Here is a 13,064-nt window from a genome sequence, read left to right on the forward strand (position 1 = left end):
GACCGGGCCGATGCCTCAGGACCCGGAGGCCGGGCACCCGGCCCGGGTGTCATCGGCCGCCTGGGCTATCAGCCCTGCAAGACGCGCCACGTTGCGTTGCTGGGCTGCCACCAGCTCGGCGATCCCGGTGCCCGCCGCACTGCGTACCAGGCTGTGGCAGCGCAGGGCGGGGCGGTTGGCATCGCCGCCCAGCGTACGCAGGCGCCAGCGCGCCTCCATCAGGGCGTATTGCCCGGGTACCGAGTCGAAGCGCTGCACCTCCAGGCGCAGGCCCAGGGTGCGCGGTGCATTGCTGTTGAGCTGGCCGCTCAAGGCGCTGCGCAGTTCATCCACCAGGCTGGCGCCCCACCATTCACTGTCGAGCACCGCCAGGCCGCTGTCGCCCTGACGCACGACGATCTGCTCGCGGTCGACCTGGGGCGGCACGCTGATGGACTCTATGCGTACGTCTACCGCACGGGTCGCCCCGGCCTGCAGCTGCGCAGGCACCAGGGTGTGGTAGTGCACCGGCTCGCTGCGACAGGCCGCCAGCAACAGCGCGATGCCAAGCAGCGAAGGTTTGAGCAGATAGGTCATGGGGCGGGCTCCAGTGCTCATTGGCGCGAGGAAGGTTGCAAGGCATCGGCAGGGGCATTGTCGGGCCGCCCGCGCAGCAGCGACTCGGGATTGCGCTTGAGGTAGTCGGCCAGCTCGCGCATCGAGCGGGTCATGCGGCCCAGGTCGTCCAGGGTCTGCGACAGCTGCTCGCGCTGTGGCGAGTCGTCGGCCAGGGTCGCATTGGCACTCTTGAGCGTGGTGCTCATGTCCTGCAGGGTGCCCTCGATGCCGGGCAGGGTCTTGCCATTGAACTGCTTGAGCGCCTTGCGCAGCTCCACCAGGTTGGCGTCAAGGTTGCCGGCGATGCGTTCGATGGGCAGCTTGTTGATCTTCTCGACCATGGCCTGGAACTGCTCCTGCAGTTGCTCCAGGCTGCTGGGGATGGTCGGGATGGTGATGGGGCGCGCGGTCGGGTCGAAGGTCACCTTGGGCGCCTTGGGGTAGAAATCCAGGGCGATGTACAACTGCCCGGTCAACAGGTTGCCGCTGCGGGCCTGGGCGCGCAGGCCGTTGTCGATGAAGGTGCCCATCAGGCGGACGCCGGCCTGTTCATCGTCAGGGTTGTGATTGAGCACCTTGAGCATCTTGGTATGCGCCTGGCCCAGGCGTTGCGGGTAGATCACGATGCCCACATTCACCGGAAAAGTGCGGGTCTTGGCGTCGAAGTCGAGGTTGATGGCGACTACCCGGCCGAATTCCATGCCCAGGAACTCCACCGGTGCGCCCACCTTGAGCCCGCGCAGCGACTGGTCGAAGCGCAGCGCCAGGTACTGCGCCTTGCCCGCCGGCGGGGCGAGGGCTGCGGGGCGGTCGTCGAACAGCTCGAAGGTCTTGTCCTCGGCTGCCGGCTGGTCGTCGGGGCTGTAGTCCGGGGCCCTGAAGGCCACGCCGCCGACCATCAGCGACGACAGCGACTCGGTGCGCAGGGCAAAGCCGTTGGCACCCACCTCGACATCCACGCCGCTGGCGTTCCAGAACCGCGTGTTGTCGGTGACGAAGGCATCGTTGGGGGCGTGCACGAACACTTCGACATTGACCCCTTTGCCGTTGGCGTCCAGCGCGTACGACACCACCTGGCCGACCTGGATCTTGCGGTAGTACACCGGCGAGCCGACGCCCAGCGAGCCGAGGTCGGAGGCATGCAGGTTGAAGCGCTTGCCGGGTTCGCCGTAGGTGATTGGCGGTGGTGTCTCCAGGCCGGTGAAGGTCTTGGCGCGGGTGTCCGACTGCCCGGCATCGGCGCCGATGAAGTCACCGGAGAACAGCGTGTCGATACCCGTTACGCCGCCCGCACCGATGCGCGGGCGCACCACCCAGAACAGCGAGTCCTGGCGGGTGAAGTTCTCGGCCTGCTTGACCAGCTTGATGGTGGCGGTGACGCTCTTCTGGTCCTGGCTGAGCTCCACTTCGCTGACCTGGCCGATCACCACGTTGCGGTACTTCACTGCTGTCTTGTTGGCCTCCAGCCCCTGTCCGGTCTTGAAGGTGACCTGGATACTGGGGCCTTCCTGCAGCCAGTTGTGCACCACCAGCGAGATGCCCACCAGCACTGCCACGATCGGCACGATCCACACCAGCGACACGCTGAAGCGCCGGGTCTGCACCGCCGGGCGGGCCGGTTGTGCCGCGCTGTGGTTGCTGTCTTCACTCATGCGCGGGTTCCTTGCCGTTGGGCGGTTGCCAGATCAGGCGGGGGTCGAAGCTCATGGCCGCGAGCATGGTGAACACCACCACCATGCCGAAAAACAGAATGCCCAGGCGCGGCTCGATGTCGCCCAGGGCCTGGAACTTGACCAGCGCGGCAACCAGCGCCACCACGATCACATCGAGCATCGACCAGTAGCCGATCAGCTCGACGAAGCGGAACAGCTTCGAACGCTGGCGCTGGGCCCAGGTACTGCCGCGCTGCACCGTCACCAGCAGCAGGCCCAGGGCCACGAACTTGGTGGCCGGCACCGCGATGCTGGCGATGAAGATGATCAGTGCGATGTCCCATGAGCCATGGGCCCAGAACTCGAGCACGCCGCTCATGATGGTGCTGTCGTCGCCGGCACCGAACAGCTTGGTGTTCATCACCGGCAGCAGGTTGGCCGGGATGTAGAACACCAGGGCGGCGATCAGGTACGCCCAGGTTCGGGTCAGCGACTCGGGCTTGCGCTCATGCAGCGGCGCTGCGCAGCGAGGGCACTGGGTGGGGTGGTCGCGGTTGTCGCAGGCCAGCCCGCAGGCATGGCACAGCACCAGGCCCAGCTCGCTGGCCAGCGGCGGCGCGTTCAAGACAGGTACACCCACAGGTCGCGGATATCGCGCCCGGCCAGGCGGATCATCAGCAGGCTCAGGGCGGCCAGGGCGATCAACCCCAGGCCTGGCAGCACATCGAGCAGCCCGGCCAGCTTGAACACCGCCACCATCGACCCCAGCAGGCACACCTCCAGCATGCTCCACGGGCGCAGGGTTTCCAGCCAGCGCATGCACAGGCTGAAGGCCGGCGAGCGGCGTCGGCCCAGGGCATGCACCAGCACCCACAGCAGCAGCAACAGCTGGAACATCGGCGCGATGATGATCGCGATGGCGGCCACCAGGGCGATGAAGGTGATCGGCCCGGTGGCCAGGGCGCGCACCGAGTCCCATAACGTGGCGCTGTTGTGCAGGCCTTGCAGGCTGATGCTCATCACCGGGTAGAAGTTGGCGAACATCCACAGGATCGCTGCAGTGAGGCTCAGCGCCAGGCGCTGCTGTACATCCAGGCCGTTATGGCGCTGCAGCACGGCGCCGCAACGCAGGCATAGCGCTTTCTGGTGTTTGGCGAGCTCGACCCGTTCATACACGCAGTCGCAGTGTTCGCAGATGATCAACCGATCGGTGCTGGCCACGCTTGGCACTCGCAACAGGGACTAGCTCAATATAGAAGCGCATGGCAATTGAGCAAATCGGCGCCGTTGGGCCATGGTCTATGCTTGACCCTTTGACCCCTTCCAACGCCGCTTTGCAGGAGGCCTGCGCATGCCTACGCGTCGCCGTTTTCTCGCCACCAGTGCTGCCCTGGCCGCTGGCCTGGGGCTGCTGCTGAGCCGCCCGCACGCCCTGGCGCAGCCCCACACGGCGCTGCTCGAGCGCAAGGTGCCGTCCACCGGCGAGGCCTTGCCGGTGATCGGCGCCGGCACCTCGGGCAGTTTCGAGGTGACGGCGGGTTCCCCCGAGTACCAGCAGCTCAAAGCGGTGCTGCAGGTGTTCTTCGATGGTGGCGGCCGGGTCATCGATACCTCGCCCAACTATGGCGGCGCCGACGCGATACTGGGCCAGTTGCTGGAGGAGGGCGGTTGGCGCGAGCGCACCTTCCTGGCCACCAAGATCGCCGCCGACAGCCAGGCTGCGGCGCAGGCGCAATGGGCCCAGACGCTGCGCAGCCTGCGCACCGACAAGGTCGATCTGCTGCAGGTGCACAACCTGCGCGACTGGCAGCGCCAGCTGCCCTACGCCCGTGAACTCAAGGCCCAGGGCAAGAGCCGTTACGTGGGCGTTACCCATTACACCGATGGCGGGCTGGACGAACTGGAGCGCATCCTGCGCCGCGAGCCGCTGGACTTCATCCAGATCCACTATTCGGTGAATGCACCTGGCGCCGCGCGCACGGTGCTGCCGCTGGCACAGGACAAGGGCGTGGCGGTGCTGATCAACCGCGCCTTCGACGACGGCAGGCTGTTTGCCAGGGTCAAGGGCCAGCCGTTGCCGGGCTGGGCCGGCGAAGCCGGCATCGGCAGCTGGGCGCAGCTGTTTCTCAAATTTGCCCTCAGTCACCCGGCAGTGACGACCGTGATCCCGGCCACCAGCCGCCCGGACCGTCAACGCGACCAGCTCAAGGCGGGCAGTGGCGCGTTGCTCGACACGGCCCGGCAGCAGGCGCTGATCAAGATGTTCGGCTGATGCGCCTGCTGGGCCGGCTGTTCACCTTTCACGACGACGAAACCCCGGCGGTGGTGGGCGGCCTTGCGCTGTTCTTCCTGCTGTTCGCCGGCTATTTCATGCTGCGACCGGTACGCGAGACCATGGGGGTGGCCGGCGGCGTCGACAACCTGCAATGGCTGTTCACTGGCACCTTCATCGTCACCTTGCTGGCATTGCCGCTGTTCGGCTGGGTGGTGGCGCGGGCCCGGCGGCGCAGGATCCTGCCCTGGACCTACGGCTTTCTGGCAAGCAACCTGCTGGCCTTCGCCCTGGTGTTCGCGGTGCAGCCCGACAACCTGTGGGTGGCCCGGGCGTTCTACATCTGGCTGTCGGTGTTCAACCTGCTGAGCATCTCGCTGGCCTGGAGCGTACTGGCCGACCTGTTCAGCAACGAGCAGGCAAAGCGCCTGTTCGGTTTGCTGGCAGCCGGTGCGAGCCTGGGCGGGCTGGTGGGGCCGATACTGGGTACCCTGCTGGTGGGCGTGGTCGGGCATGCCGGGCTGGTGTTGCTGGCCACGCTGTTTCTGCTGGGCAGCATCGGCGCGGCAACCTACCTGCAGCGCTGGCGCGACCGTGCGCCCTTGCCGGCGGAGGCCGAACACCCGCGCTCCCGGCCGCTGGGCGGCAACCCGTTCGCTGGGGCCGGCGAGGTGCTGCGCTCGCCCTACCTGTTGATGCTGGCGCTGTTCGTGGTGCTGCTGGCCAGCATCAGTACCTTCCTGTACTTCGAGCAGGCGCGGTTGGTGGCACAGACCTTTACCGACCGCACCCGCCAGACCCAGGTGTTCGGCCTGATCGACACCGTGGTGCAGGCGCTGGCGATCCTCACCCAGTTGTTTTTCACAGGGCGCATCGCGCGGCGCATGGGGGTGGGCGTGTTGCTGGTGGCGGTGCCGCTGGTGATGGTGGCCGGCTTCCTGTGGCTGGCCCTGGCCCCGGTGTTTGCGGTGTTCGTGGTGGTGATGGTGGTGCGCCGTGCGGGGGAGTATGCGCTGGTACGGCCGGGGCGCGAGATGCTGTACACCGTGCTGCCGGCCGAGCAGAAGTACCGCGCCAAGAACTTCATCGACACGGTGGTCTATCGCGGTGGCGATGCGCTCAGTGGCTGGGTCAAGCGCGGGCTGGATGTGCTGGGTGAGCACCCGCAACTGGCGATGCTGATCGGGGCGGGGATTGCGCTGGGGTGGGCGGCTACCGGGGGCTGGCTGGGCAGACGGCAGCGGCGATTGGAGCAACGCAATTGAACGGTGTTGGCTTGCTTCGCCGGCAAGGCCGGCTCCTACAGGGGGTTGCGCCGTTCACAGAACCCCGTAGCAGCCGGCCTTGCCGTGCAGTCAGTCGAGCACTGCCACCGGTTCCGGGTTGCGGCTCACCCACCAGCCAAACCCGGCGGCGGTAAAGAACATGATCAGGCTGTACAGCGCCGCCGGAATGGCCATGGTCGAGTTGTTGAGCAGGGTCGGGCTCAGCGCCAGTGCAATCGCCAGCGTACCGTTGTGGATGCCGATCTCCATGCCAATGGCGATGGCCTGGCGCTTCGGAATCTTCAGTATCCGCGGCACATAGTAGCCCAGCCCCAGGCTCACCAGGTTGAACAACAGCGCGGCTGCGCCTACCAGGGGCGCGTACTCGACCACGGTGGCCCAGTCTTTCATCAGCGCCAGCATCACCGTGCCGGCCAGGAACAGCGCCGCCACCAGCTTCATCGGTTTCTCCATGCGCGCCGCGAAGGCCGGGGTCAGGCGCCGCACCAGCATGCCCAGTGCCACCGGCACCAGCACGATGGCAAACACCTGCAGCACCTTGGCGAATTGCAGCGGGATGGCCTGGTCGGCGCTCATGAAGTAGCTCAGCGACAGGTTGACCAGCAGCGGCATGGTCAGGATCGCGATCAGCGAGTTCACCGCCGTCAGCGTGATGTTGAGCGCCACGTCACCGTGCGCCAGGTGGCTGAACAGGTTGGCGGTGGTGCCACCGGGTGAGGCCGCCAGCAGCATCAGGCCGACCGCCAGGGCCGGTGCCAGGCCAAAACCGTTGGCAATCAGAAAGCAGATGAAGGGCAGCAGCAGGATCTGGCACACCAGGCCGATGACCACCGGCTTGGGGTATTTCACCACTCGGGCGAAGTCGGCCAGGGTCAGCGAAAGCCCCAGGCCGAACATGATGATGCCCAGCGCAACGGGCAGGAAGGCGGTCAGCAATGGCGAAGCGGTCATGGCAGCAACTCGCAGAAAAGAGGTGTCGGCATTCTAGGCCACCAGATCGCCATGTGCTGCTGGGGAGGCCCCGTAGATACAAGTCTTTACGAAAAGGTGCGCAGCGGGCACCGGGCAGGTTGTGCGCACCGTTATGGGGCAAATGCATGCACCGCTCGGGTCGCTTGCCGCGCTCAAGGGGCGTGACAGAGCGATTCCCGGGCGTTGGGCACAGCCCTTGCTAAAGTCTGTTGAAAGGCCCGGGTACTGGAAGACAGCAGCCAATTAGAAGAAGCCGTTACGAACACGGCGAGGAGTGGGGTATGTCCGGAGCTTTTTTTGATGAAATGTATGCCGCAGGGGGCCAGTGTCGCCCGCATTACCGCGAGTTTGCCCGCTGGCTGGCGGACACGCCGCTGGAACTGCTGGCGCAACGCCGCCGCGAAGCCGACCTGCTGTTCCACCGCGCAGGCATCACCTTCACGCTCTACGGTGACGAGCAGGGCACCGAACGCCTGATCCCGTTCGACATCATTCCGCGCAGCATCAAGGCCAGCGAATGGCAGGTGATCGAGCGTGGCTGCATCCAGCGGGTGCAGGCACTGAACATGTTCCTGGCCGATATCTACCATGAGCAGCGCATTCTCAAGGCCGGCATCATCCCGGCCGAGCAGGTGCTGGCCAACGAGGGCTACCAGGTGGCCATGCGTGGCCTGGGGCTGCACCGGGGCCTCTATGCGCATATCGCGGGGGTGGACCTGGTGCGCGATGGCGACGGCAGCTACTACGTGCTCGAGGACAACCTGCGCACCCCCAGCGGCGTGAGCTACATGCTCGAAGACCGCAAAATGATGATGCGCCTGTTCCCCGAGCTGTTCGCCGCCCAGCGCATCGCGCCCATCGACCATTACCCCAACCTGCTGCTCGACACGCTCAGGAGCGCCAGCCCGCTGGACAACCCCACGGTGGTGGTGCTGACCCCGGGGCGCTTCAACAGTGCGTACTTCGAGCATGCGTTCCTGGCCCGCGAAATGGGGGTGGAACTGGTGGAAGGCGCCGACCTGTTCGTGCGTGACGACCGCGTGTTCATGCGCACCACCTGCGGCCCCCAGCCGGTGGACGTGATCTACCGCCGGCTGGATGACGCCTTCCTCGACCCGTTGACCTTCAACCCTGAGTCGATGCTCGGGGTGCCCGGCCTGATTGCCGCCTACCGCCTGGGCAACGTGGTGCTGGCCAATGCGGTCGGCACCGGGGTGGCGGACGACAAGTCGATCTACCCCTACGTGGGCGAGATGATCCGCTTCTACCTGGACGAAGCGCCGATCCTGAAGAACGTGCCCACCTGGCAGTGCCGCAAGCCGGCCGAGCTGTCCCATGTGCTGGCCAACCTGGAGCACCTGGTGGTCAAGGAAACCCAGGGTTCGGGCGGCTACGGCATGCTGGTGGGGCCGGCGTCGACGGCAGCGCAGATCGAAGCGTTCCGCCTGCGCCTCAAGGCTCGCCCGCAGGACTACATCGCCCAGCCCACCTTGTGCCTGTCCACCTGCCCGACCTTTGTCGAAAGCGGCATCGCCCCGCGCCATATCGACCTGCGCCCGTTCGTGCTGTCGGGCAGCCAGACCCGCCTGGTGCCCGGCGGCCTCACGCGGGTGGCGCTGCGCGAAGGCTCGCTGGTGGTCAACTCGTCGCAGGGCGGCGGTACCAAGGACACCTGGGTGGTGGAGGACTGAACCATGCTTTCAAGAACCGCTGCAGACCTCTACTGGATGTCGCGTTACCTGGAGCGCGCGGAAAACCTCGCGCGCATGCTCGAAGTGAGCTATTCGCTGTCGCTGATGCCCCAGGCCGGGCGCAGCGACGGCCACGCGGAGCTGGCCATGTCGCTGCTGGCGGCCGGCACGCTGGAAGACTACAAGGCCCGCCACGGCGCGCTCGACACCGAGCACATGCTGCACTTCTTTGCCCTGGACGAGGCCAACCCCGGCAGCATCTACTGTTGCCTGCGTGCGGCGCGCAGCAATGCCCACGCCGTGCGCGGGCGCATCACCGCCGACATGTGGGAGAACATCAATGCCACCTGGCTGGAGATGCGCGCCATTGCCGGCAACGGCCTGGGCCGCTACGGCATCAGCCAGTTCTGCGAATGGGTGCGGGAGCGTTCGCACCTGTTTCGCGGGGCCACCTCGGGCACCATCATGCGCAACGAGGCCTATGGCTTCATTCGCCTGGGCACCTTCATCGAACGTGCCGACAACACCTTGCGCCTGCTGGATGCACGCTACGAGATGTTTGGCGAGGAGTCGGAGGAGGTCAGCGACAAGTCGGCCCGTGGCTACTACCAGTGGAGCGCCTTGCTGCGCGCCCTGTCGTCGTTCGAGGCTTTCAACGAGATCTACCGCAACGCACCGAACGCCGAGCAGGTTTCGGAAATGCTGCTGTTGCGCGCCGAGGTGCCGCGCTCGCTGCATGCCTGCATCCAGGAGCTGGACCTTGAGCTGTCCAACCTGCCCGGCATCAACGGCCGCCCGGCGCAGCGCCTGGCCGCCGGCCTCAACGCTCGCCTGCGCTACACCGGCATCGACGAGATCCTCGATGCAGGCCTGCACGCCTGGCTGATCGAGTTCATCGATCAGGTACGCGACCTGGGCCAGGCCATTCACGACGCCTACCTGGAGGTGGTATGAAACTGTCCATTCGCCACGACACCACCTACAGCTATGCCAACGAGGTGTGCACCAGCATCCAGTTCCTGCGCCTCACGCCCCAGGACAGCGAGCGCCAGCGGGTCATCGACTGGCAGGTGGACATGCCGCGCAAGGTGCGCAGCCAGCTCGACCCCTATGGCAACGTGCTGCATGTACTGACCCTGGACGAGCCCCACGGCGAGATCGTGCTGTGCGCCCACGGCCAGGTGGAGATCGACCCCACCCGCGAGGTGGAGCCGGACCTGCAGTCACCGCTGCCGTTTCTGCGCAGCAGCCCGCTGACCGCCGCCGACGATGCGCTGCTGGCGTTTGCCGCACAGCATTGCGGCGAGCGGCGCGACAGGGCGGCGCTGATCGAGCTGATGAATGCGCTGGCCGAGCACATGCCTTACAGCCCCGGCGCGACCGAGGTGGGCACTACCGCGGCCGAGTCGTTCGCCAGGCAGGCGGGGGTTTGCCAGGACCATACCCATGCGTTTCTGGCCTGTGTGCGCAGCCTGGGTATCCCGGCGCGCTACGTGTCGGGCTACCTGTGCACCGAGGACGCCACGCACCTTGCCAGCCATGCCTGGGCCGAAGCCTGGCTGGGGGAGGGCTGGTACAGTTTCGATATCACCAATCGGCTGGCCAGGCCCGAGCGCCACCTGAAGCTGGCGGTGGGGCTGGATTACCTGGATGCGTGCCCGGTGCGCGGAATGCGCCGGGGCGGGGGGATGGAGCACATGCTGGCCAAGGTGCAGGTGGAACTGATGGTGCAGGTGCAGTAGCCAGGCGATGCAATGTGTCGACGCCATCGCGGGTCAAGCCCGCTCCCACAGGGGCCACGGCAATCCTGTGGGAGCGGGCTTGACCCGCGACGAGGCGCTGCAGATCGAGGGTCAGGCGCGCTCGATGGCCAACGCCACACCCTGCCCACCACCGATGCACAGGGTTGCCAGGCCCTTCTTCGCATCACGCTTGATCATCTCGTGCAGCAACGACACCAGCACCCGGCAACCCGAGGCACCGATCGGGTGGCCCAGGGCAATCGCGCCGCCGTTGACGTTGACCTTGCTCGCGTCCCAGCCCAGCTCCTGGCCCACCGACAACGCCTGGGCCGCGAAGGCTTCGTTGGCTTCGATCAGGTCCAGCTGATCCAGCGACCAGTCGGCCTTCTGCAGGCAGCGACGGGTCGCGCTGACCGGGCCGATACCCATGATCGCCGGGTCCACGCCCGCATTGGCATAGGCCGCAATGCGCGCCAGTACCGGCAGGCCCAGGGCCTTGGCCTTGGCCGCGCTCATCAGCAGCACCGCCGCTGCGCCGTCGTTGAGGCTCGAGGCGTTGCCCGCCGTCACGCTGCCGTCCTTCTTGAACGCCGGCTTGAGCTTGGCCAGCGACTCGGCGGTGGTGCCGGCGCGGGGCTGTTCGTCGGTGGCGAACACCAGCGGCTCACCCTTGCGCTGCGGGATCTGGATCGGGGTGATCTCGTCGGCAAAGCGGCCGGCCTCGATGGCCGCGCAGGCCTTTTGCTGCGAGGCGGCGGCAAAGGCGTCCTGGGCCTCACGGGTGATGGCGTACTTGTCCACCAGGTTCTCGGCGGTGATGCCCATGTGGTAGTCGTTGAAGGCATCCCACAGGCCGTCGCTGATCATGCTGTCGATCATGCTGGCATGGCCCATGCGCAGGCCGGTACGCGCGGCAGGCAGCACGTAGGGGGCCAGGCTCATGTTCTCCATGCCGCCGGCGATGATCACCTCGGCGTCGCCACAGCGGATCGCCTGGGCGCCCAGGTGCAGGGCCTTGAGGCCCGAGCCGCAGACCTTGTTCAGGGTCAGGGCCGGTACCGCATGGGGCAGGCCGGCCTTGATCGCGGCCTGGCGCGCAGGGTTCTGGCCGCTGCCGGCGGTGAGCACCTGGCCCAGAATCACCTCATCCACTTCGCTGCCGGCCAGCCCGGTCTGCTCCAGCAGGCGGCGGATCACCGCTGCGCCCAGCTCCGGGGCCGGGATGGCGGCCAGCGAACCCTGGAAACTGCCGATGGCGGTACGAGTGGCCGCGACAATGACGACGTCTTGCATGGAATATTCTCCTTGTTAGTGGTCCAGTGGCGTGAGTGTTGCGCCATTACATATATTTGTTAAGTTGATTTTTGAGATGGATTGATCGATAAACCTCAACAATTCCCCCTTTTGCCGGAGTCAGCATGACCGTCAAGCAACTGCGTGCCTTCTGGGCAGTGGCCCAGAGCCTGAGTTTTGCGGTGGCCTGCGAGCGTCTGCACCTGTCGCAGTCGGCACTGAGCCTGACCATCAAGTCGCTGGAGGAGGGCCTGGGCGGGCGGCTGTTCACGCGCACCACGCGCAACGTCACGCTGACCCCGGAAGGCGAATCGCTGCTGCCCCTGGCGCGCCGCCTGCTTGCCGACTGGGACAACGCCGAGGACGAGATCCGCCAGCGCTTCACCCTGCAGCGCGGGCGCGTGACCATTGCGGCGATGCCGTCGTTCGCCGGCAACCTGCTGCCGCCCATCCTGAAGAACTTTCGCACCCGCTACCCGAACATCGGGGTCACGGTGAACGATGTGATCAACGAACAGGTGCTGGAGATGGTGCGTGACCGCCAGGTGGAGCTGGGGGTGGCGTTCGAACCGTTCGAAGGCTCGTCGCTGGTGTTCTCGCCCCTGTACGTCGACCGGTTCACTGCCGTGGTGCCGCTGGATTCGCCCCTGGCCGCGCTGGATGAAATCGACTGGCAGACCTTGCTGCAGCAGCCGTTCATCACCTTGCAACGGCCCTCGAACGTGCGCGTGATGCTCGAAGAGCACCTCAAGGCGCGCGGCATGAAGCTGGCGGTGGAGTTCGAGAGCCATCAACTGGTGACAGTGGGTCGCATGGTGGCCAGCGGGCTTGGGGTCAGCGCGGTGCCGGCCCTGTGCGCCGGCCAGATGCACGAGCTGGGCGCGCGCTGCATCACCCTGCGCGACCCGGTGGAACGTGCCATCGGGGTGCTGAGCAAGCCGGGCCACGAACTGTCGGCTGCGGCCCAGGCGTTGTTCGACAGCCTGCATGAACAGCAGGCCGAGGCCAGGCGCTAGACGGCGGCGAGCAAGCTGCGCAGGGGCACCTTGTTCTTCATCACCGGCGACTTGATCACGATGTAGCTGAAGTACTTCTCGATGCCGATGTTCTGGTCGAGGATGGTTTCCATCAGCTCCTGGTAATGCTGGATGCTGCTGGTCAGAAAGCGCACCAGGTAGTCATAGCCACCGCTGATCAGGTGGCATTCGAGCACTTCGTCGATGTTGCGGATGCTCGATTCGAATTTCTGAAAGTCGGAGCGTTTGTGGTCGCTCAGTGTGACTTCGGTGAAGATGGTTACCGAGTTGGCGAATTTGGCCAGGTTCAGGTGGGCTTCGTAGCCGCTGATATAGCCTGCCGCCTCGAGTCGCTTGACCCGTTGCAGGCACGGGCTGGGCGACAGCCCCACGGCTTCGGCCAGGCTGACGTTGGTCATGCGGCCGTCTTTCTGCAACTGGACCAGGATGTTGATATCGATCCGATCGAGCTTGGTTGCCGCTTCCATTCCTGACTCCTGAAATGCGGGATGACAAAAAACACACTTTCACCCACGGGGCCTT

13 protein-coding genes are annotated in these 13,064 nt (G+C 66.1%); 6 read left to right on the forward strand and 7 right to left on the reverse strand.

Annotated elements, in window-relative coordinates:
- Positions 1-15 precede the first annotated feature (15 nt).
- The 4 genes from B4I46_RS19410 to B4I46_RS19425 are packed head-to-tail and all read right to left on the reverse strand — an operon-like array spanning position 16 to position 3,470.
- Complete coding sequence (locus B4I46_RS19410) at positions 16-576, reverse strand: PqiC family protein (protein WP_286901400.1); 561 nt, start codon at positions 574-576, stop codon at positions 16-18.
- Positions 577-593: 17 nt separating this feature from the next.
- Entirely contained in the window at positions 594-2,249 is a 1,656-nt protein-coding gene (locus B4I46_RS19415; protein WP_078481192.1) for an intermembrane transport protein PqiB, read from the reverse strand.
- Entirely contained in the window at positions 2,242-2,874 is a 633-nt protein-coding gene (locus B4I46_RS19420; protein ID WP_043860614.1) for a paraquat-inducible protein A, read from the reverse strand. The genes B4I46_RS19415 and B4I46_RS19420 overlap by 8 nt, the downstream gene beginning before the upstream one ends.
- On the reverse strand, positions 2,871-3,470 hold the full coding sequence (locus tag B4I46_RS19425; protein ID WP_043860615.1) for a paraquat-inducible protein A: 600 nt from the start codon (positions 3,468-3,470) through the stop codon (positions 2,871-2,873). Before B4I46_RS19425 ends, B4I46_RS19420 begins: the two co-directional genes overlap by 4 nt.
- A gap of 130 nt (positions 3,471-3,600) precedes the next feature.
- On the opposite strand from B4I46_RS19425, the gene B4I46_RS19430 reads away from it, so the two are divergent.
- The gene (locus tag B4I46_RS19430) at positions 3,601-4,521 is read left to right on the forward strand and encodes an aldo/keto reductase (RefSeq protein ID WP_286901402.1); all 921 of its coding nucleotides are present in this window, start codon (positions 3,601-3,603) and stop codon (positions 4,519-4,521) included.
- Positions 4,521-5,786: an NTP/NDP exchange transporter gene (locus B4I46_RS19435; RefSeq protein WP_054914466.1), complete on the forward strand. Its 1,266-nt coding sequence runs from the start codon at positions 4,521-4,523 to the stop codon at positions 5,784-5,786. Before B4I46_RS19430 ends, B4I46_RS19435 begins: the two co-directional genes overlap by 1 nt.
- 90 nt (positions 5,787-5,876) lie before the next feature.
- On the opposite strand, the gene B4I46_RS19440 is transcribed toward B4I46_RS19435, so the two are convergent.
- Positions 5,877-6,758 carry a bile acid:sodium symporter family protein gene (locus tag B4I46_RS19440; protein WP_054914467.1) on the reverse strand — a complete coding sequence of 294 codons (882 nt, stop codon included), beginning with the start codon at positions 6,756-6,758 and terminating at the stop codon, positions 5,877-5,879.
- A 302-nt stretch (positions 6,759-7,060) separates the two neighbouring features.
- Between B4I46_RS19440 and B4I46_RS19445 the strand changes: the two genes are divergently transcribed.
- Genes B4I46_RS19445 through B4I46_RS19455 form a run of 3 tightly spaced genes read left to right on the forward strand, consistent with a single transcriptional unit; the run spans position 7,061 to position 10,212 of the window.
- Positions 7,061-8,470 carry a circularly permuted type 2 ATP-grasp protein gene (locus tag B4I46_RS19445; protein WP_043861213.1) on the forward strand — a complete coding sequence of 470 codons (1,410 nt, stop codon included), beginning with the start codon at positions 7,061-7,063 and terminating at the stop codon, positions 8,468-8,470.
- 3 nt (positions 8,471-8,473) lie between these two features.
- The gene (locus tag B4I46_RS19450) at positions 8,474-9,424 is read left to right on the forward strand and encodes an alpha-E domain-containing protein (protein ID WP_043861214.1); all 951 of its coding nucleotides are present in this window, start codon (positions 8,474-8,476) and stop codon (positions 9,422-9,424) included.
- Positions 9,421-10,212, forward strand: a complete 792-nt coding sequence (locus tag B4I46_RS19455) for a transglutaminase family protein (protein WP_286901404.1) — start codon at positions 9,421-9,423, stop codon at positions 10,210-10,212. The genes B4I46_RS19450 and B4I46_RS19455 overlap by 4 nt, the downstream gene beginning before the upstream one ends.
- Before the next feature lie 111 nt (positions 10,213-10,323).
- Here the strand turns inward: B4I46_RS19455 and B4I46_RS19460 are convergent, their stop codons facing one another.
- The gene (locus tag B4I46_RS19460; protein WP_043861216.1) at positions 10,324-11,505 is read right to left on the reverse strand and encodes an acetyl-CoA C-acetyltransferase; all 1,182 of its coding nucleotides are present in this window, start codon (positions 11,503-11,505) and stop codon (positions 10,324-10,326) included.
- 125 nt (positions 11,506-11,630) lie between these two features.
- Here B4I46_RS19460 and B4I46_RS19465 point away from each other — a divergent pair, with 125 nt between their 5' ends.
- A complete protein-coding gene (locus B4I46_RS19465; protein ID WP_043861217.1) occupies positions 11,631-12,521 on the forward strand; it encodes a LysR family transcriptional regulator in 891 nt (296 codons plus the stop codon).
- Here the strand turns inward: B4I46_RS19465 and B4I46_RS19470 are convergent.
- Complete coding sequence (locus tag B4I46_RS19470; RefSeq protein WP_043861218.1) at positions 12,518-13,009, reverse strand: Lrp/AsnC family transcriptional regulator; 492 nt, start codon at positions 13,007-13,009, stop codon at positions 12,518-12,520. The two genes, B4I46_RS19465 and B4I46_RS19470, sit on opposite strands and share 4 nt — an antisense overlap.
- Between the last annotated feature and the right edge of the window lie 55 nt (positions 13,010-13,064).

Source organism: Pseudomonas sp. UBA7500 (genome assembly GCF_002478435.1).
Taxonomy (GTDB): Bacteria; Pseudomonadota; Gammaproteobacteria; order Pseudomonadales; family Pseudomonadaceae; genus Aquipseudomonas; species Aquipseudomonas palmensis.

What these genes read in the sequence shown, in the direction of transcription:
- B4I46_RS19440 (WP_054914467.1), bottom strand. Translation starts at nt 6,758, where the DNA reads ATGACCGCTTCGCCATTGCTGACCGCCTTCCTGCCCGTTGCGCTGGGC.
- B4I46_RS19430 (WP_286901402.1), top strand. Translation starts at nt 3,601, where the DNA reads ATGCCTACGCGTCGCCGTTTTCTCGCCACCAGTGCTGCCCTGGCCGCT.
- B4I46_RS19455 (WP_286901404.1), top strand. Translation starts at nt 9,421, where the DNA reads ATGAAACTGTCCATTCGCCACGACACCACCTACAGCTATGCCAACGAG.
- B4I46_RS19470 (WP_043861218.1), bottom strand. Translation starts at nt 13,009, where the DNA reads ATGGAAGCGGCAACCAAGCTCGATCGGATCGATATCAACATCCTGGTC.
- B4I46_RS19410 (WP_286901400.1), bottom strand. Translation starts at nt 576, where the DNA reads ATGACCTATCTGCTCAAACCTTCGCTGCTTGGCATCGCGCTGTTGCTG.
- B4I46_RS19435 (WP_054914466.1), top strand. Translation starts at nt 4,521, where the DNA reads ATGCGCCTGCTGGGCCGGCTGTTCACCTTTCACGACGACGAAACCCCG.
- B4I46_RS19445 (WP_043861213.1), top strand. Translation starts at nt 7,061, where the DNA reads ATGTCCGGAGCTTTTTTTGATGAAATGTATGCCGCAGGGGGCCAGTGT.
- B4I46_RS19460 (WP_043861216.1), bottom strand. Translation starts at nt 11,505, where the DNA reads ATGCAAGACGTCGTCATTGTCGCGGCCACTCGTACCGCCATCGGCAGT.
- B4I46_RS19450 (WP_043861214.1), top strand. Translation starts at nt 8,474, where the DNA reads ATGCTTTCAAGAACCGCTGCAGACCTCTACTGGATGTCGCGTTACCTG.
- B4I46_RS19415 (WP_078481192.1), bottom strand. Translation starts at nt 2,249, where the DNA reads ATGAGTGAAGACAGCAACCACAGCGCGGCACAACCGGCCCGCCCGGCG.
- B4I46_RS19465 (WP_043861217.1), top strand. Translation starts at nt 11,631, where the DNA reads ATGACCGTCAAGCAACTGCGTGCCTTCTGGGCAGTGGCCCAGAGCCTG.